The following is a 22575-nucleotide window of genomic DNA, read 5'->3' on the forward strand; positions in this document are numbered from 1 at the left end:
AACGTGACCTGCTACCTAAACAGATAACGATGCAACAAACCATTGGAAGATATCGCTGGACAATCTGTGGGCTTCTTTTCTTTGCCACTACTGTAAATTACTTAGACAGGGCTGTTATCAGTTTTCTTAAATCTACACTTTCGGCCGAATTGCATTGGAATGATGGAGACTATGCCAATGTGGAAATTGCTTTTAAAGTAGCTTACGCTATTGGGTTACTTATCGCCGGCAGGGTGGTTGACAAATTGGGCACCAAAATAGGGTATGCTCTTGCTACAGGTTTGTGGAGTTTGTCTGCAGTGGCGCATGCGTTTGCTTCAAGCGTATTCGGCTTTAGCGTGGCACGGGGTGCCCTGGGCATTAGCGAAGCAGGAAATTTTCCTGCCGCTATTAAAACAGTTGCCGAATGGTTCCCTAAAAAGGAGAGGGCATTCGCTACCGGTATTTTTAACTCAGGCGCTAATATTGGCGCTATCCTGGCTCCTTTAAGCGTGCCGTACATTAATAAAGCATGGGGCTGGGAGTGGGCATTCATCGTTACCGGGGCCTTAGGCTTTTTCTGGCTGATACTTTGGTTCAGGTATTATGAAATTCCTGCCAAACAGGCAAGATTGTCCAAGGCTGAATATGATTACATACATAGCGATGTAGACGAACAGCAGGTTCAGCAACAAACAGGTGCTAAACTTACATGGGGTAAATTGCTTACCTACAGGCAAACCTGGGCTTTTGCAATAGGAAAGGCATTAACCGATCCTATATGGTGGTTTTATTTATTCTGGCTCCCGGATTTTTTGGAAAGCCAGTACGGTTTGAAAGATACCCAGTTAATACTGCCAACAGCGTTGGTATATACCATGTCAACCTTTGGAAGCATTGGCGGAGGATGGTTACCCTTAAACTTTATCAAGAACGGCTGGCCGGTATTTAAGGCCCGGAAAACGTCGATGCTTATTTATGCTTTCTGTGTTGTCCCTATCATTTTTGCACAGGTGTTAGGGCAGGTTAACATGTGGCTGGCGGTTATCATAATCGGTATAGCTGCTTCTGCCCACCAGGCCTGGAGTGCCAATATATTTACCACTGTTTCAGATATGTTCCCCAAAAAATCAACAGCTTCAGTTACAGGTATCGGGGGTATGTTTGGTTCCGTAGGCGCTATTTTTCTTTCCGCATTTGTACAAAAAGACCTGTTTGTGCATTATCGTTCTATCGGCCAAATTGAAACAGCTTATTACATCATGTTTGCTATATGCGGGGGCGCTTACATTCTTGCCTGGGTTATTATGCACCTGCTGGTGCCCCGGATGAAAAGGATAGAATAGGAGCCTGCTACGGTTAACGCAACCACTCTTTCATTTAATGGCTCACAGATATACGGTACTTCGTACTTCATCGTTCGTACCTGTACTTGCCTATTGCATTTTCTGTTTTTTATTATTAAATTACCGGGAAACAGTAGCTGTGAAAAATACAAAGCTGTTTTTTAGCTATAACCGGAAAGACTCCGACTTTGCTTTAAAGCTTGCCAACGATCTTATTGACCGCGATGTAAATGTATGGATGGATCAGTTGCACATTCGTGCTGGCGAACGCTGGGATAAATCAGTAGAAGATGCGCTTACCAGCGCTGAAGGCCTGCTCGTAGTGCTTTCCCCCGCCGCTGTTGCTTCAAACAATGTACTGGATGAAGTAAGCTATGCCATAGAAAGCAACAAAATTATTATACCTGTTATTGCCATTACCTGCAACATCCCTTTCAGGTTAAAACGTTTTCAGTATGTAGATTTTACCGGTGACTACAACAAAGCCTTAAACAAGCTGATGAAGGAACTGGCGCCGGGTAACACAACCGGGCCATCGGCTGCTGAGCCCAAACCGGAAGAGGCAACTGCTAAATCCACTGTCAATGAATTGTATTCAGCGCAGCCAGCCAGTGTTGAAAACAGTACGGGTCCTTTTGAAGAAACCCCTGATGCGGCAAAACCCAAAAGTAAACGCAAGCTGGTTATTGCGGCCCTAACCTTATTACTGTTGCCCGTTATTTACCTGGTATTTTCCGGCAGACAGCCATCAGACCAACTGGCTACGGCAAGCATTGATTCATTAAACAGCCTTTTGCCAGATACCACAGCATTGGTTGATACTCAGCAAGCTATTGTCAATCACGCCGATCAAACGCAGCCCCAGCCCGATACATTGCACAGCATGCCTAATACTGACTCGGTAACTGCTGCGCCAGTCAACGAAGCGGCGGATACATCCGGCGCCAGTGAGCCTGGTGATCAAAAAAATAACTTCAGGCAGTTTGAAAATTTTTCAGAGGCGTTATCAGCGATGTTTACGGAAGCTAAAAATAATTTTGCTGATATAAAGGGAGTGCCCTCTAATAGAATGCCAGGTGGTTACAGGGCAAAAATTACCATTAAGGATCATACCGCTTTTGCAGCCGGTATCTTTCCCAATGGCAATGCATGGGCAATAAAGTTTATTGCAAAAGGGCCGGATGACCATGAAGAGGAAACTTACAAAACATTCAACGAAATTATTCTTAACACCTTTAGAACCAACAGCCAAAAAGTAAAACATGGCTTAGTCAAGAACAGCGCATCCAACAGGCCTCCCGTTTACATGTATCTTTCCCCGGAATACCGTATTGAGTACACGAGGGCGCTAAGCGATGGCTTTTTTCGCCATGAAATTATTTTCTATTATACCGGTAAGCAATAAAAGTGCTGACGGTTAAGCCTGACTGTAAAATACACACGCTGATGCACTTTAGGGTGAGGGATTGCAGCGGTTACCCCGGTGAGGCCATCGCAGCCAAGCTTTTGTGCCGGAGTAATAGCGGAAAGCCCGGCCCCTTGCGCAGCTTGGGGACACCCCCAAAAGCAAGTGCGAAGTTTGAAATACGAAGTACCTGTAATATGTTAGATGTTTAATGTGGCATGTTAGATGTGGGGTGTACGATGCTATTTGATTAACTTATAGCAATACCTTTTCAGTTTGCCTTCAAAATCAAACGGAGTTGTGGCTTTGGTAATATCTTTTATTGATGACGCTTTAATGCTTGTTTCGTCAAGAACAAAGCGGGTAAAGTTGGTGCTGAAGTAAATGATGCCGTTGGAGGTTACCGCTTTTAATACGTCATTCAGTAACTCTGCATGGTCACGCTGAATGTCAAGGAAATCCTTCATGCGTTTGCTGTTGCTGAAAGTGGGCGGGTCCATGATTACCAAATCGAAACTGGCTGGTTGTAATGTTTTGAGATACTGTTTTACATCAGCATGAGTTATATGGTGCCTGCGTTCATCAAAGGCGTTTAGTTTGTAATTGTCCGAAGCCCAGTTAAGATAGGTTTTGGACAAATCAACAGAGGTTATTTCCGCGGCTTCCCCAGCCGCGGCGTACACTGAAAAGGAGCCGGTGTAGCAAAACAGGTTGAGGACACGTTTGTTTTTAGCTTCATCCCTCACCATCTGGCGGGTAATGCGGTGGTCCAGGAACAGGCCGGTATCCAGGTAATCAGTAAGGTTTACCAGGAATTTAAGGCCGCTTTCCTCAACGGTGAAAAAAACTTTCTCTTCGTCAAGCTTTTCATATTGGTCCTGGGTGCGATGGCTCATTCGTTTGCGTTGGCGCACATACATGTTTGCAACCGACATTTCTAACAGTCCGCCGATAAGTGCGAGGCAGTTATCCAGCCATTCTTCGTGTTCTTCATCTGTCATGCCATGCCGCCGCAGGTATTCTGCCAGGTAAAGTTTATCTCCGTAAAGTTCTATGCAAAAGGGAAATTCAGGCAGGTCATGATCGTACACCCGGTAGCAGCTAACCTGTTGCCGCCGGGCCAGTTTGCTTTTGTGCCTGTACACTTTAAGCAGCCTGTTTTGAAACATTTGCAATTTGCCGTTATCCATACTAATGCCACAACATGCGGTAATAATTAATTAATCAGACCCTGTTTTATACTTTGGCGAAAATATGTATCTTATAGCTCAATCATTTTTTTTAACTGTAAAAACTCTTATTATGGGCGAAGAAATAAAAAAGGAAGAAAGCTTCCTGGATAAAGTAAAGGACAAATTATCTGACCTTAAGGAGAAGGCTGAAGATGTATGGGAAAAAGTGGAAGATAAAGCTGAAGAGGTTTGGGACAAGGTAGAGGATAAGGCAGAAGATATTTGGGATGCCACCAAAGAAAAAGCAGCGGATTTAAAAGAGAAAATTTCTGATAAAATTGATGACCTTACCGGCGATGAGGAAGAAAAACCTGCAACGCCTGCCGAAAAGCCGGTAACGCCATAAAACGATTGCATGCTATGCAAAAGGCCCTGCAGGTAAACAAACCTGCAGGGCCTTTTATTATATCCGTCTCACCACTCACTATTTCAGTTTAGCCAAAGCATCCTTAATTCTTGCCCAGGCTTTTTCAATATTGCCCATGCTGTTGGCAAAGGAAAAACGAACACATTTGGGTTCTCCAAATGCATCGCCCATTACAGAGGATACATGCGCCGTGTTTAACAGGTACATGGAGAAATCCGCTGAATTATTAATGGTGTTTTCTCCATCGCTTTTGCCATAGTAATAGCTAACATCGGGGAAAATGTAAAAAGCGCCTTCAGGTTCAAAGCATTTTAAACCGGGAATATCTTTTACCAGTTCCAGTGTTTTTACCCTTCTGCGTGCAAATTCTTCCGTCATGTCGAAAGATGGCTTCAGGTCTGCCGTAAGGGCAACCACGCCAGCCTTTTGCGTAATAGAGCAGGTGCCGCTGGTAAGCTGGCCCTGTATTTTTTCATTGGCTTTGGCTACCTCTGCATTGGCTGCAATATAGCCCAGGCGCCAGCCCGTCATAGCAAAGCCCTTGCTTAAACCGTTAATAAGGATAATGCGGTCTTTCAGGTAGTCAAACTGCGCAATGCTCTCATGCTTGCCAACAAAATTGATGTATTCGTAGATCTCGTCGGATATGATGTAGATATTGGGGTATTTCTTAAATACTTCAGCCAGTGCCTGCAGTTCTTCTTTGCTGTAAACAGCGCCGGAAGGGTTGCAGGGAGATGAAAACAGGAAAAGCTTTGTTTTATCTGTGATGGCTGCTTCCAGTTGTTCGGGCGTTATTTTAAAGCCGCTTTCCAGGCTGGTATGCACTTCTACCACAATACCACGGGCTATTTTAACCAGCTCGCTGTAGGTAACCCAGTAGGGGGTAGGTATTATTACTTCTTCGCCTTCATCAACTATGGCCAATATGGCATTGGCCAGGCTTTGCTTGGCGCCGGTGGAGGCAACTATGTTTTCCGGCTTATAGTCCAGGTTGTTATCGCGTTTAAGTTTTGCACAAACAGCTTCCCTTAAATCCAGGAAACCAGGAACGGGTGTGTAGTGGCTCCAGTTGTCGGCGATGGCCTTAACCGCGGCATCTTTAATATGTTGTGGCGTATCGAAGTCTGGCTCGCCAAGGCTAAGATCAATCACATCAATACCCTTGGCTCGTAATTCGCGGCCCAGTTTGGCCATTTTCAAAGTTTCAGGCTCGCTGAACCTTTGCAGGAGAGAAGATAGTGACATAGTGTGTTAAATGTATTTTGGGCAGCAAAAGTAAGTATAATGGCAATGCAAAGTATGAAGTAGGTATAATGCGAAATGTTTGGTGTACGGTATTAGATACAAGAGATAAGTATAAAATGCGGTATGCCGGAGTTAGATGTAAAACAAACATATCGGCTGGCCCAAAGCCAGGCCTGTAGCTAAAGGCATTAAAAAAAGTACTTGGTAAAAACCTTACTTACTCATATACAACTATCTCCATAACCACGGTTTTCTTTTCTTCGCACTTGCCGCAATTTTTTGTGCGTTCGGTTATTTTGTAGTTTTTCACATTCCTGAAAATGTGTTTCAGCTTTTGTTCAAGCTTAATTTTTTGTTCCTTGGTAGTGGCAGTAGCGCTGATGCGGGTAATGGCTTTGGTTAACGCATCAGCAGTAACGTTGTATTGAAGATTATAAGAAGACTTATATTCAGGTGCAAAATACATGTTGGCATTAGATACCCATTGCTGTTTATTGCCGCCATTCTTATCATCGGTAACCCATGTTACAGGCGCATCATGACTGGTAATGTCATCTGATTCATCTTCCGCCGCATCTCCTTCTTCGCCATTGGGTACGTTAAGCTCCAAACTATTGTCGTCATCAGCAATTATTACAGCACCATCAGGTATTGTCACCCTGCCTGTAGATGGGGTGCCTGCAATTGCCGGTGCAGGCTGCCTTGCGGCGCCGTTGCGCAGCCTTACAACCGGTGAAACTCTTTTAAAACTACTGTTAACAGATACTGCGCCGGCCGGTTGCCTGGGCTGAGGGGCAGCTTTTGGCGCGGCAGGCAGGGTTTTATCGCTCCATTCGAAGTTCCAGTTCAGGTTTTCAACCTGCTTAAGCGCATCAGCTACAGATTTTTTCATCTTCTCCCTGTCTTCCTTGCTAACCAATTGCAGCAAACCCAGTTTGGATAATTCAGCTTTGGCTTTCTGTATATCGCCATTCAGCTTCTGCTGGTCAATATCCATTTGCAGTTTTGCCATTTCGTTTCTAATGGCAGTGTTGATGGTAAGCGTGTCAATAAGGGTGCTTAGATTTAGTTTGCTTATTTCTGCATTTGCTTTGGCCAGTTCTTCCTGTAATTCCCTGGCATTTTCTACCTGGCTTAAGTCCACATGGCTTACGGCTTCCATAGCTGCCGGAACCGTGGCTGCCAACGATTCATTGGCGGCACTGATGCTTTTGGTAACTATTTCGGTGGTATGTTTTGTAAAAGTTTCACTGGCTTTCTTTATTTCTTCGTTCAGCGATTCGTTCAGGAAGAAAGCAGGGTTAAACAGCGGGTTATCTACCTTAGCAGTGATGGGCTCTGCCACAACAGGTTGAAGTGTATTAGGGCTGGCCGTATTTTCTGCTGTATTCTGCCTTTTGCCGGCGGGGTTAAACCAGGCTATAGAGGTTAGTATAAAAGTCATAAGCAAAAAGGCGAACAACTGGTGTTTATAGGTAAAAGTCTTCTCTTTTTGGTTTAGCATGCGGCGTACACGGGAAAGTAAATCGCCTTTGCTGTGGCCCGCTGCATTCATGGCCATACCGGGTCTGGCATTCATGTAGGCCAGTTGCAGCAAAGCTTCCGCGTACATAGTGGGGTTGTATTGAAATTGCAATACCCAGTCATCGCAGCTATGCTCCCGTTCTTTCTTTATAAACCGGCTTATTAGCTGGCTAAAGGGGTTAAAGAACAAAGCTATCTCTATAATGCACTGAACAAGGTTGATAAGGTAATCGGCCCTTTTTATATGGGCAAGTTCATGCAGTATCACGGCTTCAAGTTGTTGCACGGTAAGGTGGTTTACACTGGCAACCGGTATCAATATAACGGGTTTCAAAAAGCCGATGGTAAGGGGGCTTTTTACAATAGTAGAAGCAAAAATCCGCACTTTCTTCTCAATGCCCAGGTAGTCGCCCATGCGCTGTACAAACACTTTCCACTCTACATCAATTTTTTGCAGGCCTGTTTTCCTTATCAGTTGCGTTTGCCTGTAACCGCTAAACCACCTGGAAACCAAAAAGCACAACAGCAACAGGTAAGCCACAGAAAGATAAGGCAGCAACTGTTCCGTTTTAAGCATGGTAGCCCAAAGCCTGGTGTTAAAGTTAGTAGCTTCAGGTTGTATAAATTGCGGGGCATTGTTTAATGCCAGTTCTTTTATTTCTACCATAGCCGCGGCACAGGCAGCATAATAATATTGCAGGGTTACAGTAAACCAGGTAAACCCGGCAAACTGTGCCCCAAGTGCTATTTTATACCTTATGTGAGATGTAAAGGAGAATATACTGTTTAAAAGCACCACCACTATCCACAACAATGCCATTTGCCAAAGGCTGTTAACAATGGCATACCCAAGTGCCTGTAAAAAAGCGGAATGGGAAAGCGCCTGCATAAGCGGTTATTTGTTTTTCAGGTTATCCAAAAGTTTTTGAATTTCATCCAGTTCCTGCTGGCTGGGGGGGGTGCTGCCAAGGGCCTGCATAACCAGTTGAGAAGTAGAACCTCCAAAAAGCGATGTAACCATTTTGCCAACCATCTGTTTTTGGGTGCTGTCACGGCTAACCAGGGCTTCGTAGATATGCGTTTTGCTGCTGTCGTCCCTTGCAACCAGGCCCTTATCATACATTATCTGCATCAGTTTAAGGGTGGTGGTGTAACCGCTGTCTTTATATACACTTAATTCTTCGTGTACTTCTCTAACGGTGGCCTTCCCTTTTTCCCATAAAACCTGCAAAATTTCCAGTTCGCTTTCCGTTGGTTTAATATGTTTTGCTGTGCTCATTTTACGAATTGTTTCGTATCAAATGTAGTAAAACTTTCGTAATCTCCTATTACTGAAAAGATTTTCAAAAAAAATTAACTTGAAAGGGGCATGCCAGGGATGAGCGGAGACCTGTACCAGGCCGTTTTGGTGGTGTTTGGGTTTGTATAGTATGGGCTGCATGCTGTTAGGTTCTTTATTGTTCATTACAGTATAAGCTAGAGCAGGAATTTTTATGGGCCCGGCAGGAGGACAAGCATTGGACTGCCGTTGCGTCGCACTCTTGTACGTCCGGTAATTCTATTCGCCATGGTGCATCATGCTTATTGTCGGAAACAGTTTTTTAATCAATTAAAAATTTACCCGCTATTTTTGGATGTAACGGCAGTAAGGTGGCTGCCGCTACATCCAAAAATATTCAACACAATAGCGCATGGCATTAAACATTGTTTGGGTTGCATTTTTCCTGGTAGCTTTTGTTATTGCCTGTATTAAGCTTATTTTCTTTCACGATACGGAGATCTTTAAAACCCTGGTGGATGGCATTTTCGATTCTGCAAAATCCTCGGTGATTGATGTGGCTTTTCCGCTGGCGGGTACCATGGTATTCTTCCTTGGGCTGATGAATATTGCCGAAAAAGCTGGCGCCATTAAACTTTTGGCCCGTTGGCTTAACCCTTTTATGCGCCGCCTGTTTCCCGGTGTACCGGATAAACACCCCGCCATGGGGGAGATGGTAATGAACTTTAGCGCCAACATGCTGGGGCTTGACAATGCTGCCACGCCTTTTGGATTAAAAGCGATGCAGAGCCTGCAAAGCCTTAACCCTGAAAAAGAAACAGCCAGCAATGCACAAATCATGTTCCTGGTGCTGCATACAAGCGGGTTAACTTTAATTCCATTATCTATCATTACTTACCGTATTGCTGCTGGTTCAACAGAACCTGCAAGCATTTTTCTGCCCTGCGTGCTGGGCACCATCTGTGCTACATTGGCGTCTATAGTTATAGTGGGTATCTGGCAAAGAATTAAGTGGGATATGGTGCTTGTAGGCTGGCTGGCTGCATTGCTTGCCTTTGTGTTAAGCATTCTTTGGTTCGTAGGCACTATGTCAAATGAACAGCGGGAAGTATTCAGTAAAATTTCAGGTAACCTGATATTGTTGGTGATCATTATCGCCATTATTGTTGGCGGCGTGTATAAAAAGGTTTCTGTGTTTGATGCGTTTATAGATGGCGCAAAGAATGGTTTTGATGTAGTGTTGAAAATCATTCCTTACCTGGTGGGTATGCTGGTGGCGATAAGGGTATTCAGGGATTGCGGCGCATTGGGTTATATTGAACAGGGCTTAACCTGGCTGATTGGTTTAACCGGTGTAAATACAGACTTTACCCCTACTTTACCTATCGCCATTATGCGTCCTTTCAGTGGCAGCGGCGCCCGGGGACTAATGCTGGAAACTTTAAAAACTTATGGGCCGGATAGTTTTGTTGGTAAAACTGCCAGCTCGTTATACGGCTCTACAGATACCACTTTTTATATTCTTGCCTTGTATTTTGGCAGCGTAGGCATTAAAAAGGTACGCTACTCCGTTTGGGCGGGTATGCTGGCGGATATCATTGGCGTGATAGCGGCGATTATTATTTGCTACCAGTTTTTCAGGTAGGGAGTATGCTTAGTAAGCTTAAGCTACTTTTTCCTGCACAAGAAAATCAGTTCTACTGGTTTAAGGCCATACCTGAACTGTTCATTGTGACTGAATTTTTTTACATAATCAATTACTTCCACACTAAAACCCGCCGCCTGTAGTCTCGTTACATAATCGCTGCCATAAAGCCTTACATGGTCATCTTGCCCGAACAATTCCAATCGTTTTTTGGGATCGGTTACTGTAAAGTCTTCAAAAGTTTTTTCCCGGTTCATATCAATGGGCACATTCAGTATGGCCCAGCCGCCGGGTTTTAGAATGCGGTAAAATTCCTGCATGGCTTTGCTGTCATTGGGTACATGCTCCAGCACGTGGTTGCACATAACACAGTCAAAGAAGGCATCGCCAAACTGTACATCGGTAACATCCACCTTGTACATGTTGGGTATGTGCCGGTACTTTAAAGGAAAAAGATCGCCGGGATAGTATTGGATGCCGTTGCTAACGGAGAAGCGTTTGTAAAACTGTTTCTCCGGCGCAATATGCAGCATTTTAAAGCCGGGCATTAATAAATCCTGCTGGTCATTAAGATACAGCCATAGTGTGCGTTGGCGCTCCAGCGAATCGCAGTTGATGCACCTGGCATTGGCCCTTTTCTCCAACCCTGCCGGCAAAAAAGTTACGTAGGATGAGCCGCAACAGGGGCATTGCACGGCCTTACCTTTCATGGCATAGTGCAGAAAACGGCGCTTGATTTTAGCCGGGTGAAATTTATTTTTTAATGAACTGATGATGCCGGAACTCATAGACAATGCTGGAATATTGGTACCTGATTATAAAGTTGCAAAGTAGCAAGAAAAAAAATGCCGCTACCTGAAAGTCTGCTTAAAACACACAAGAAAAGGATGGTACAGATGGAGTTGGTATATACACTTGCATATACTGCTCTAATACGGCACTGGTTTAACTACCCGGCAGCCAACATTGAACTTTAAACAAAAGAACACTGAACAGTTACAGCCTGCTGCCCAATGCTGCATAGCGGACAAAGCGTACAAGTGAGTGACACAACGGAAGCCTCATAGTAGCAATACTGTCCGTCCCCATAAAAAAAATCTGCTACATTTATGTTTGTCATATTATCTAACGATTAACTCTACTACTAATGAAGCTTGATAAACAACATTCACGCAGGCATTTTTTAAGGAACACCACACTTGCATCGGCGGGCTTTTTTATTGTGCCAAGGCATGTGCTGGGCAAAGGATATATTGCGCCAAGCGATAAGTTAAATATTGCCGCTATTGGGGCGGGCGGTAAGGCTGAAGTAAACCTTGCCAACTCCTGGAACAACGGCAGCGACAATATTGTTGCTCTTTGCGATGTGGATGACCGCCAGGCTGCCAACAGCCGTAAGAAATACGCGAAAGCCACTTATTACCGCGATTTCAGGGTAATGCTGGAAAAAGAAAACAAAAATATTGACGCGGTAATTGTAAGTCCGCCCGACCATACCCATGCCGTAGCGGTAGTTGCAGCCATGCAATTGGGAAAACATATATACTGCGAAAAACCGCTTACCCATGATATTTACGAGGCCCGCATTTTAACACAGGCTGCTGAAAAATACAAGGTGGTTACGCAAATGGGTAACCAGGGCAGCAGCGGCGACGATACCCGGCTGATAGAAACATGGGTACAGGAAGGTGTAATAGGAGATGTGCATACCGTGCATGTATGGACCAACAGGCCTACCTGGCCCCAGGGCATACCTACGCCGACCGGCAAATTTGCCGTGCCCAAAGAAGTGGATTGGGACCTTTGGCTGGGCACCGCGCCTTACCGTGATTTTAACCCCACTTACCTGCCTGCCATCTGGCGTGGTTGGAGTGATTTTGGAACAGGCTCCCTTGGCGATATGGGCTGCCATTTTATTGATGTGCCTTACCGGGCCCTGCAGCTAAAATATCCTGTGGCTGTTGAGACAAGCGTCGGCTCAGTATATTCCGGTTTTTTTAAAGAAGAAATTTACAACGACAGCTATCCGCCTTCATCCAAAACGCATATCCAGTTTCCGGCAAGGGGTTCTATGCCGCCGGTTGAAATGATTTGGTATGATGGCGGTATTAAACCAAAAAGGCCCGAAGAATTGCTACCGGATGAGCCGATGGGAGAGTGGGACGGCGGAATTATTTTCGAGGGCACTAAAGGAAAATTAATGGCAGGCCTGTTTGGCCGTAATGCTACGTTACTGCCTACTAAATTAATGAAGGAAACTACTTTGCCGGCGTCTAAATATCCTTTTGTGGAAGGTGGCTCAGACGGGCACCAGCAGCAGTGGGTAAAAGCATGTAAAAAGGGGTTTGGTACTTATACAAGCTCTTCTTTCGATAAGTCGGGCCCGCTTACAGAAACCGTGTTGATGGGTAACCTTGCAGTGCGCAGCTATAACTACCAGGAAAAAAACAGCAAGGGCGAAATTCACTACCCGGGGCGTAAAAAGTTGCTGTGGGACGGGGAGAACATGCGTATCACCAATTTTGAACCTGCCAACCAGTTTGTAAAAAGAGCTTACCGCGGTAGCTGGAAGCTGGAGCTGTAATTACCGCCAGACAATATTTTACAGGGCAAACACTTGCCTGTTTGCCCTGTATTTTTATGGCACCCGCTGCAAGTTTTCTTTTAAGAATGGCGGGTAACGTGTTAGTGGTATAACCGTTTCAACCAATGGTATCTTTCACAACACCACAACAAGTTTTATTATACATTTGGCAAATTTAAACGCCGCCTGAAAGGCAAGTATGAAGAAGTTAGACTGGTATATACTGAAGAAATTTTTCAGCACATTTTTCTTTTCCATTTTCCTGTTTACCATTATCTCTGTGGTAATTGATACCAGTGAAAAAACCGACGACTTCGTAAAAAGCGGCTGGAGTTTCTACAAGATTGTTACCGACTATTTCCTGGCTTTTATACCCCACATTATAGCACTGTTGTTTCCGTTGTTTGTATTTATCGCGGTTATATTTTTTACTTCAAAAATGGCCGGTAGGAGCGAGGTAGTAGCCATACTGGCCAGTGGTACCAGCTTTAACCGCTTTCTTGTTCCTTACTGGATTGGCGGCATTGCGCTGGCCGCGTTACTGTGGTTTTCCAATCAATATGTAATACCACGGGCAGAAGAAAAGCGCACCTATTTTGAAACCAAATATGTAAACGCCAACTCTTCTTATAACCCCTTGCTGGACAGGACTTCCAATATTTATTTACGTGTGGATTCATTTACTTATGCCGGCATTCATTACTACGACACCATGGGCAAAAGCGGCGGCCCGTTTTTTATGCACCGCATCAAGGGCAATCAGGTTACATATAACCTGCGTGCAGAAAGAATTACATGGGATACTGCCAAACGCAAATGGCAACTGAACAATGTATTTACCCGGGTTATTGACGGGCTTAATGAAAAAGTTACCATGCAGCGGGACAGCATGATGAATTTCAATTTCCGCCCGTTTGATTTGCAGAAAGATGAATTTGCGAAAGATAAGCTTACCACGCCGGAACTGAAAGAGTTTATAAGGCTGGAAGAACTGCGTGGCGCCGAAACAGTGAATGCCTTAAAGATTGAGCGTTACCGCCGCGATGCCACACCGGTGGCGGTGATTATCTTAACCATTATTGGCGCGGTGGTTTCTGCAAGAAAGGTAAGGGGGGGCAGCGGTGCACACCTGGCCATTGGTTTTATTGCGGCCGCGGGTTTTATTATCACTGACCGTTTTTCCAGTATGTTCTCAGTTAAGGGAAATCTTCCTCCCATTATAGCTGCCTGGGTCCCTAACTTCATTTTTGCATTTGTAGCGTTATACTTTTACAGGAAAGCGCCAAAGTAAAATCCTGTTCAGTTTATGAAGCCTCTTATTGTTCTGTTAGCCGTGTTTGTATCCAGCCTGCTTGTAAATGCTTACGTTAAAGGTGTGTGGGCGATGGATATGCCAGGCAATATTGCCATGTGCGCTATGCTTTGCTTTACCGCCCTGGGGCACTTTAAGTTTACAGATGGCATGGCCATGATGATACCGCCTCCAGTTCCATTTAAGAAAGTGATTGTGTATGTAACCGGCATTATAGAAGTTGCAGCAGGCGCAATGCTGTTATTCCCATCATACCGGCATGCCACCGCTTTGGTTCTAATTGCATTTTTTATACTAATGCTGCCGGCTAACATTTATGCCGCTGTAAAACATGTGGATTATGAAAAGGCAACGTATAACGGCGCTGGGCCTGCCTATTTGTGGTTCAGGGTGCCTTTGCAGGTGTTTTTTATAGCCTGGGTGTATTATTTTAGCTGGTAAGCATCAAATGGCGGATGGAAAACAACTTCCCATCCGCCGTAAAGTTTAATATGCTCTCGCAAACAGCACCCTTTGTGTGGATGCGTTGCCGGTTAATATGCATTTGCCTTCTTCTGCTGCATTGTTAAGCGGTATACAGCGTATGGTGGCTTTGGTAAGCTCCTTAATCTTATCTTCTGTTTCTGCTGTGCCATCCCAATGTGCGGAAATAAAACCTCCTTTTTCATCCAGCAGTTTTACAAATTCATCCCAGGTATCTGCGGTAGTGATATGTGAATCCCTGTATTGCAGCGCCTTGTTATAGATGTTTTGCTGAATATCTTCCAGTAACAGTTTTACCTTATCTGCCAGGCCATCCAGGCTATAGCTCTCCTTTAATTTGGTATCCCTGCGGGCTACTTCGGCCACATTGTTCTCCAGGTCCCTGGCGCCAATGGCAATACGTACAGGCACACCCTGCATTTCGTATTGTGCAAACTTCCATCCCGGGCGCTGGTTGTCACTGTCGTCATACTTAACAGAAACACCTGATGCTTTCAGCGCCTGCACTATATCCTTCACCTTTACATCAATTTTGGCTTTCTGATCTTCACCTTTGTATATAGGCACTATTACTACCTGTACAGGTGCAATTTTCGGGGGCAATATCAACCCGTCGTCATCACTGTGTGCCATTACCAGTGCCCCGATAAGCCGGGTGCTTACACCCCAGCTTGTGGCCCAAACGTAATCCAGTTTGTTTTGTTTATCGCTGAATTTTACATCAAAGGCTTTGGCAAAGTTTTGCCCTAAAAAATGCGAGGTGCCGGCTTGCAGCGCTTTGCCATCCTGCATCAAAGCTTCAATACAGTAAGTGTCTTCGGCTCCGGCAAAACGTTCATTAGGAGATTTTACACCTTTTATAACAGGCACTGCCATCCAGTTTTCAGCAAAATCGGCATATACATGCAGCATTTGCTCCGCCTCGGCTACCGCTTCGTCTTTGGTGGCGTGGGCCGTATGGCCTTCCTGCCATAAAAACTCCGCGGTACGCAAAAAAAGGCGGGTGCGCATTTCCCAGCGTACCACGTTGGCCCATTGGTTAACCAGTATGGGCAGGTCGCGGTAAGATTGTATCCAGCCCTTATAAGTGTTCCATATAATAGCTTCGCTGGTTGGCCTTACTACCAGTTCTTCTTCCAGCCTGGCCTCGGGGTCTACAATTAGTTTTCCTTTATTGGCGGGGTCTGCCTTCAGCCGGTAATGTGTTACCACAGCGCACTCTTTTGCAAAGCCTTCCGCGTTTTTCTCTTCGGCTTCAAACAGGCTTTTGGGTACAAACAGCGGAAAGTAGGCGTTCTGGTGGCCGGTGTCTTTAAACATCCTGTCCAGTGTAGCCTGCATATTTTCCCACAGAGCGTAACCGTAGGGTTTAATTACCATGCAGCCACGTACGGCGCTGTAATCGGCCAGGCCGCCCTTAATAACAAGGTCGTTGTACCATTGTGAATAATCCTGCTCTCTTGATGTAATCTCTTTGCTCATAAAGCGTATCCAGATTTTTCTTTAACTTTTGTGACCGGGCTTTGGTATTTCATGGCATCGCCGGTTGTGTCACTCACTTGTACGTTCGGTTTTCATGGCGACTTTTACGCGGGTATTAGGCCAGGTGTCCGGTCAAAATTTAATGTTATTGCCATGCAGCAAACGGGCGTTAGTTTTAGTCTATCATTAACATTGATAATCAAATATGTTTGCTAAGATTAAAAGATATTTGTTACAGATATTTTTTAATGCATGGGGTGCAAATGTATGTAACTTAGCATTAGAAACTTTATAACTTCATTACCATGAAAAATATACTTTCCCTTATTTGCGTGGCCGCGGTTATGGCGAGTTGCTCTTCTGCTTACAGAACGGCGCAAACTCCTGACGATGTGTATTATTCTCCTGCTGCTCCACGGGCAGAAGCCAGGTATGCGGATAACCGTAGCACCGACGACCGCTACGAAGAGTACATGACCACCAACGACGATCAGTACCTGCGTATGAAAGTAGCTAACAGGAGCAGGTGGAACGCCATTGACGATTTTGATTACTGGTACGACAGCCGTTACGATTTTGGCTACGGCTGTGCTGTTTCCAGGTCCTCCATGTTCTATTCTTTTAATCCATATTTCTACCGTCCGATGGGCTACAGCCTGGGTTGGGGGTACAGCCCATATGTAGGGTACAACTGGGGTTATGGTGGTTTGGGTTACAGTTATGCATGGGGCGGCGGCGGATGGTATGCACCCTGTTATACCGTGGTAACTTACAAAAACCCGCGTATCAGCACTTTCAGGAACACCAATTACCTGAATGCCTACAAGAACAGAACTTACAGCAACGCAAATTATAATAGCTACAATAACAAACGTAACAGCAACTTCAGAAATTACGATTACAACAATAACAACCGCCGTACTTACCGTACATACGACAATAACAATAACCGTAATTCAAATTACAATAATAACAACAGTACCAGGTCTTATTCACCGTCTTCTTCAAGTGGCAGCAGGGGCAGCAGCGCACCGGCGCCTTCAAGAAGTTCCGGTAACCCTGGCAGGCCTCCACGTTAACCGCTAAAATTTTTTCAATCATCAATAGGTGAAAGCTTATTGATGATTGTTTTTTATATAGCTACCTAAATGTGTTCATGTTTTGCTATTGGCAATTCATCTCTGTAGCATCATTATTACCGAAGTCAGTTTTGTAAAACACAGATAAGGAATAATTTTTGAGAATAATTTTCCAGGGCAGTACTGTATGCCTTAACGAGCAAATGATTGTATGAAAAAAATTACACTTACCGGTATTATAGCAACAGTCGTAGCCATCAACGCTTATTCACAATATCCCAGTCCCGACCAGGCATTAAAAAGCGCCTGGTTTATACCTAATGGAACAGCAAGAAGCATGGCCATCGGTGGTGCGATGGGTTCGCTGGGGGGAGATTTAAGTGCAGCTAATGTAAACCCCGCAGGTATAGGCCTTTACAAAACCAGGGAATTTGTTTTTACTCCCGGCTTGTTTTTAAATAGCAACAACTTTAATTACAGGGACGAAAAATCCACCAATTCCAAAAGCGCCTTTGCTTATGGAACCACCGGTTTTGTAGGTGGTACTTCTTACGGGGGTAATACTAGCTGGACGAGTACCGCTTTTTCAATTTCCATTACCCAACTGGCCAGCTACAATAACAATACACGCTTTGCCGGCTTTAACGATTTTAGTTCTTATACCGAGCAATGGATTGAAGAGCTGGAATACAACGGAGTAAGGAATGAAACAGATGCGTTGAGTAGGTTCCCCTTTGGCTCTTCTTTGGCTTATAAGTCTTACCTGATAGATACCATACCCGGCACCGGCGGCGAAAATTATTTTAGCCAGGTATTTAAAAACGGCGCGGGTACGCTGCAGGATTATAACGAACAAACAACGGGGGGCTATCACGAAATATCCCTTGGCTTTGCGGGCAATAAAAATGACAGGCTGTACCTTGGCGGCAGTATCAATATTCCCTTTGTGTATTATTCCAAAACGCTTACTTACAGCGAGTACGATCCCACCGGAGACACCGATAACGACTTTGATTATTTTACTTTTACCGAAAGGTATAAATCAACAGGCATTGGCCTTAATGCCAAATTGGGGCTTATCTATAAAGTGGATAACAGCGTAAGGCTGGGCTTTGCAATACACACGCCATCCTACATTATTTTTAACGACCAGATAAATGCCCGCCTGCAAACCAATACAGAGGGTTATGCCAATAATCCCACAGCCGACGTTAACAGCGACGAAATAATAAGGGAATATTACAATGGCGATGCCAGCGTATCTAAAAGCCAGTATGCGCAGTTAACACCTTACCGTTTAATAGCCAGTGGCACCTATATCATTACAGGCGCATCCACCCAGCAGCAGAAAGGCTTTATAACCGCCGATGTAGAGTTTGTTAACTACCGCGGTTCCAGGTACAGCGTAACAGATGACAGCTATAATTCCAACGACTATTTTGACGGCCTGAACGAAGCCATTAAGCAATACAACAAAGGCGCTGTAAACTTCAGGCTGGGTGGCGAATTGAAGTTCAATACGTTTATGGTCAGGCTGGGCGGCGCTTATTATGGCAGCCCCTATAAAGATGGAGAGTTAAAAGCAAGCCGTCTTATGGGCAGTGGCGGTATCGGCTACCGCAACCGGGGCTTTTTTGTGGATTTAACTTATGTGTACAGCAGCAATAAAGATGTTTACTTTCCTTACCGATTAACTGATAAGGCCAATACGTTTGCCCAGGGTACAAACAACCGCAGCAATGTGCTGATGACGGTAGGGTTTAAGTTGTAAAAATTTTGCTATCCAAACCTCAACCAGTTGCTTAGGCGCCTGCTTTGCAGGCGTTTTTTTATGCCGCACTGTTGGCTGTTTATTGATGGGAATATTTTACACATTGCTGAGTAAAGAACAGAACGTACAAGTGAGTGACACAACCAAAGCCTCATAGTAGCAATACCGCTGGTACCAAAAAATACTGGCATTCTTTTTAGTTACATGTTTTTAAGGGCATAATTTGCGGGGCAAAAAATATTTAGCATTGCATGTAAATAGCGGTAATTTGCTTACTGCGCAGCACTACTATAAAACACCAGGTTTTAATGGATAATCACTTACCGGCACAACGGGAAAATTTTTTAAAAGGCGGTGGGGAAATGGCGGAGTTGATAGCATCTATCAACTGGGCGGAAAATTTGCTTGGCCCTATAAGTGGCTGGCCCCAAAGCCTTCGTACTACGCTAAGCATATTGCTGCATTCAAAATTCCCGATGTTTCTTTTCTGGGGGCCGCATCTCATTTGTTTTTATAACGATGCTTACCGCCCCAGCCTGGGCACTGTTGGCAAACATCCCGGGGCTATGGGCAGCAGGGGGGAGGATGTTTGGCCGGAAATATGGCATATTATTAAGCCTTTGATTGACCAGGTATTGTCCGGCGGAGAGGCAACATGGAGTGAAGACCAACTGATACCTATCTATCGCAATGGCAAACTGGAAGACGTTTACTGGACCTTTAGTTACAGCCCAGTGCATGATGAAACAGGTAAGCCGGCCGGCGTATTTGTTACCTGTTCTGAAACTACGCAGAAAGTACTGTCTCTTAAGCAACTGGCACGCAGCGAAGAGCAGTTCAGGGGTATGATTGAGCAGGCGCCGGTAGGCATTGCTATTTTATCGGGGCCGGATTTTATAGTTGAAAGCGCCAATGAAACCTACCTGCAGATTGTTGATAAGGCTGAAAAAGGATTTGTGGGTGAGCCGCTTTTTGCCGGCCTGCCCGAAGTAAAAGAGAGCATAGAGCACCTGCTAAGGAATGTTTATAATACGGGGCAGTCTTACCAGGGAATGGAGTTTGAAGTTACCCTTAACCGTTACGGCAAAAAAGAAAAAGCCTATTTCAATTTTGTGTACCAGCCCATGCGCAACGCCAACGGTGATGTTTCAGGTATTCTTGTGGTGGCTTACGATGTTACCAATATGATATTTGCAAGAGAAGCGCTGGCGCATAATGAACAACGCTTTTGGGATTACATCAACGCCTCACCTGTGCCCATTGGTATTTATGAAGGACGGGATATGGTGATAAAAACCGTGAATGAATCTATACTGCGCACCTGGAACAGGGATGCTTCAGTTATTGGCAAAACATTCAGGGAAGCGTTGCCCGAACTGGAAGGACAACCGTTTTACCAATTACTTGATGATGTTTATACAACCGGTATCCCTTATCATACTGATGGCGACAGAGTTGACCTGATGTACAATGGGGTACTGCAGACTTTCTATTTCAACTTTACCTATACCCCTTTAAAAGACCAGCAAGGCAAGGTATATGGTGTACTGAACACAGCTACGGATATCACAAAGCAAATTGTAGCGCAGAAAAAGCTGGAGGTGAGTGAAAAAAAATTCCGCAGCCTGGTAAATGAAGCGGCTGCGCCAACCGCTTTACTGCACGGTCCGGATTATGTGATAGAACTTGTGAACGATGCTGCCATTGCTTTATGGGGTAAGGATAAGAATGTGATTGGAAAACCCCTGGCAGAGGCCTTGCCGGAATTGGCAAGCCAGCCTTTTCTTCCGGTTTTAAAGCATGTTTACGATACCGGTGAAATATACGAAGGAAAGGAAAACATAGCCTGGTTTATAGAAAACGGCAAACCCAAGCAAGTGTACCTTGATGTTGTTTTTAAAAGGTTAGAAGGTTTGGATGCCGATGGCAGTGCGGATATATTGGTGATGGGATATAACGTTACCAGCCAGGTAGAAGCCCGCAAAGAAATAGAGGAAAATGAATACCGGCTGCAGCAAACCAATCAGCGCCTGGCTATGGCGCTGGAAGCTGGCCAGTTAGGCTCTTACGACCTGGAACTTGCCACCGGCACAATGCAATGCACGGCACAATGCAAGGCTAACTACGGTCTGTCGCCCCACGCTGTTTTTAACTTCCCAGATTTAATGGACATAATTTTACCCGATGACAGGGAGTATGTACAGCAGCTTGTAGCACAGGCCATTAAAGAGCACAAAGTGTATAATTCAGAATACCGTATAAGATGGCCCGACGGCAGCATACATTGGATAAGGGCATCCGGCGTAGCTACTTACGATGAAGCAGGAAAGCCATTGAAAATGGCAGGGGTAACCATGAACATAACTACCGGTAAGCTGGCTATGCAGCGCATACAGGAAAGTGAGGAGCGGCTTAATATGGCGCTGGATTATACAGAAACCGGCTCCTGGGATTTAAACCTGGCCAACAGGGAATTGATATACAGCTCCCGCCTTCCCGGAATATTTGGTTACAAACAAGGAGATGAAATTGATTTTAAAAAACTGAGGGCCCATTTTCACCCGGATGACTTACATAATGTGGTGGAGAAAGCTTTTGAGAAGGCCATGGAAACGGGCATTTATTTCTATGAGGCAAGGCTGCTGCGTCCTGATAATTCCACACGATGGGTAAGAACACAGGGGCGGGTTATATATGGCAACGACGGCAGGCCGGTGCGCATGCTGGGCACCATTGTTGATATAACAGAAGCCAGGAACGAGCAGGCCCGTAAAGATGAATTTATCGGCATTATTTCGCATGAGCTAAGAACGCCGCTTACATCTATCAAAGGTTTTGCACAATTTTTGCATGAGCGGGCTTCGGAGTTTAAAGATGAAATGTCTGTTACCCTGCTGGCCAAAATGGTTATACAGGTAAATAAACTAAACAAACTGATACAGGATCTGCTGGATGTAACCCGTATTGAAGGTGGCAAGCTTAAATTTCATACCACTAAGTTTAACTTTGGCGAACTGGTGCACGAAGTGGCCGATGTAATGCAGGTAACAACCGACAAAAAAATTGAAATTAATGAACTTGATCAAGACCTTATGGTCACGGCTGACAGGGACAGGCTGGGACAGGTACTGATTAACCTGTTAACCAATGCCATAAAATATTCCCCCGGCCAGGAGCGTATAGTTGTGATGGTAAAAAAAATGGATGGTCAACTGGTTTGCGATGTTACCGATTTTGGCATAGGCATAACACAAGAAAACCAGAAATTCGTTTTTGAGCGCTTTTACAGGGAGTTTGAAGGGGAAGCCAACACCTTTCCCGGCCTGGGGTTGGGCTTGTATATTTCCGCGGAAATTATGAAAAGGCAAAACGGAAAAATTTCCGTAAAGAGTAACAAAGGAAAAGGTTCAACTTTTAGTTTCAGCCTTCCTTTAAATAATGATTGAAGCATGACAAAAAAGAAAGTATATGTTGCAGATGATGATCCTTTCATACTGGAGCTGATATCTATTATACTCAATGATAAAGGGTACGAAGTAATCACTTCTCCCGATGGCCGCTCTTTGGAAACGCTGACAGAAGTCCCCGATCTGATATTACTGGACATCAGTATGTCAGGGAGCGACGGCAGTGAAATCTGTAAAAAGATAAAAACCAATGCATCCCTGCCCAGAAGGCCGGTGGTTTTAATATCCGCAAACCGCAACATACAGGAAATAGCTACAGGCTGCGGCGCCGATGATATACTTCCCAAACCTTTTGATATAAAAGATGTAATTGCCCTTGCTGAAAAATACACCGCGGCAGCAATGTAAACAGCTTATCTCTTCCCAACTCGT

General features: G+C 44.8%; 17 protein-coding genes. 11 read left to right on the top strand and 6 right to left on the bottom strand.

What is annotated here, in order from left to right; translation table 11 throughout:
• Window positions 1-29 precede the first annotated feature (29 nt).
• A complete protein-coding gene (locus tag F0364_RS25950; RefSeq protein ID WP_153800733.1) occupies window positions 30-1325 on the top strand; it encodes an MFS transporter in 1296 nt (431 codons plus the stop codon).
• Window positions 1326-1464: 139 nt separating this feature from the next.
• Window positions 1465-2730 carry a toll/interleukin-1 receptor domain-containing protein gene (locus F0364_RS25955; RefSeq protein ID WP_207632889.1) on the top strand — a complete coding sequence of 422 codons (1266 nt, stop codon included), beginning with the start codon at window positions 1465-1467 and terminating at the stop codon, window positions 2728-2730.
• Window positions 2731-2972: 242 nt separating this feature from the next.
• Here the strand turns inward: F0364_RS25955 and F0364_RS25960 are convergent, their stop codons facing one another.
• Window positions 2973-3920 (bottom strand): class I SAM-dependent methyltransferase, encoded by a 948-nt coding sequence (locus F0364_RS25960; RefSeq protein ID WP_153800735.1) that lies wholly within the window; start codon window positions 3918-3920, stop codon window positions 2973-2975.
• 112 nt (window positions 3921-4032) lie between these two features.
• Here F0364_RS25960 and F0364_RS25965 point away from each other — a divergent pair, with 112 nt between their 5' ends.
• Window positions 4033-4308: a YtxH domain-containing protein gene (locus F0364_RS25965; protein WP_153800736.1), complete on the top strand. Its 276-nt coding sequence runs from the start codon at window positions 4033-4035 to the stop codon at window positions 4306-4308.
• Between the two features lie 78 nt (window positions 4309-4386).
• Here the strand turns inward: F0364_RS25965 and F0364_RS25970 are convergent, their stop codons facing one another.
• The 3 genes from F0364_RS25970 to F0364_RS25980 all read right to left on the bottom strand — a co-directional run bounded on the left by F0364_RS25970 (window position 4387) and on the right by F0364_RS25980 (window position 8380).
• Complete coding sequence (locus F0364_RS25970; protein WP_153800737.1) at window positions 4387-5577, bottom strand: pyridoxal phosphate-dependent aminotransferase; 1191 nt, start codon at window positions 5575-5577, stop codon at window positions 4387-4389.
• Between the two features lie 217 nt (window positions 5578-5794).
• Window positions 5795-7990, bottom strand: coding sequence for a M56 family metallopeptidase (locus F0364_RS25975; RefSeq protein WP_153800738.1), 2196 nt, complete (start codon window positions 7988-7990; stop codon window positions 5795-5797).
• A gap of 6 nt (window positions 7991-7996) precedes the next feature.
• Window positions 7997-8380 carry a BlaI/MecI/CopY family transcriptional regulator gene (locus F0364_RS25980; protein ID WP_153800739.1) on the bottom strand — a complete coding sequence of 128 codons (384 nt, stop codon included), beginning with the start codon at window positions 8378-8380 and terminating at the stop codon, window positions 7997-7999.
• Between the two features lie 412 nt (window positions 8381-8792).
• On the opposite strand from F0364_RS25980, the gene F0364_RS25985 reads away from it, so the two are divergent.
• Window positions 8793-10025, top strand: coding sequence for a spore maturation protein (locus F0364_RS25985; RefSeq protein WP_153800740.1), 1233 nt, complete (start codon window positions 8793-8795; stop codon window positions 10023-10025).
• Between the two features lie 23 nt (window positions 10026-10048).
• Here F0364_RS25985 and F0364_RS25990 read toward each other — a convergent pair whose 3' ends face one another.
• The gene (locus tag F0364_RS25990; RefSeq protein ID WP_153800741.1) at window positions 10049-10813 is read right to left on the bottom strand and encodes a class I SAM-dependent methyltransferase; all 765 of its coding nucleotides are present in this window, start codon (window positions 10811-10813) and stop codon (window positions 10049-10051) included.
• A gap of 359 nt (window positions 10814-11172) precedes the next feature.
• Here F0364_RS25990 and F0364_RS25995 point away from each other — a divergent pair, with 359 nt between their 5' ends.
• From F0364_RS25995 to F0364_RS26005, 3 genes are all read left to right on the top strand, one after another.
• A complete protein-coding gene (locus F0364_RS25995; RefSeq protein ID WP_153800742.1) occupies window positions 11173-12609 on the top strand; it encodes a Gfo/Idh/MocA family protein in 1437 nt (478 codons plus the stop codon).
• Between the two features lie 199 nt (window positions 12610-12808).
• Window positions 12809-13900, top strand: coding sequence for an LptF/LptG family permease (locus F0364_RS26000; protein ID WP_153800743.1), 1092 nt, complete (start codon window positions 12809-12811; stop codon window positions 13898-13900).
• Window positions 13901-13915: 15 nt separating this feature from the next.
• Complete coding sequence (locus F0364_RS26005) at window positions 13916-14362, top strand: DoxX family protein (RefSeq protein ID WP_153800744.1); 447 nt, start codon at window positions 13916-13918, stop codon at window positions 14360-14362.
• 45 nt (window positions 14363-14407) lie between these two features.
• Here F0364_RS26005 and proS read toward each other — a convergent pair whose 3' ends face one another.
• Window positions 14408-15886: a proline--tRNA ligase gene (gene proS / locus F0364_RS26010; RefSeq protein ID WP_153800745.1), complete on the bottom strand. Its 1479-nt coding sequence runs from the start codon at window positions 15884-15886 to the stop codon at window positions 14408-14410.
• Window positions 15887-16191: 305 nt separating this feature from the next.
• Here proS and F0364_RS26015 point away from each other — a divergent pair, with 305 nt between their 5' ends.
• The 4 genes from F0364_RS26015 to F0364_RS26030 all read left to right on the top strand — a co-directional run bounded on the left by F0364_RS26015 (window position 16192) and on the right by F0364_RS26030 (window position 22551).
• Window positions 16192-16965, top strand: coding sequence for a hypothetical protein (locus tag F0364_RS26015; protein ID WP_153800746.1), 774 nt, complete (start codon window positions 16192-16194; stop codon window positions 16963-16965).
• Window positions 16966-17176: 211 nt separating this feature from the next.
• Window positions 17177-18736, top strand: a complete 1560-nt coding sequence (locus F0364_RS26020; protein WP_153800747.1) for a hypothetical protein — start codon at window positions 17177-17179, stop codon at window positions 18734-18736.
• A gap of 308 nt (window positions 18737-19044) precedes the next feature.
• On the top strand, window positions 19045-22182 hold the full coding sequence (locus tag F0364_RS26025) for a PAS domain-containing protein (protein WP_153800748.1): 3138 nt from the start codon (window positions 19045-19047) through the stop codon (window positions 22180-22182).
• Window positions 22183-22185: 3 nt separating this feature from the next.
• The gene (locus F0364_RS26030; protein WP_153800749.1) at window positions 22186-22551 is read left to right on the top strand and encodes a response regulator; all 366 of its coding nucleotides are present in this window, start codon (window positions 22186-22188) and stop codon (window positions 22549-22551) included.
• Window positions 22552-22575: the final 24 nt, after the last annotated feature.

It is taken from the genome of Foetidibacter luteolus (assembly GCF_009650435.1).
Lineage (GTDB): Bacteria > Bacteroidota > Bacteroidia > Chitinophagales > Chitinophagaceae > Foetidibacter > Foetidibacter luteolus.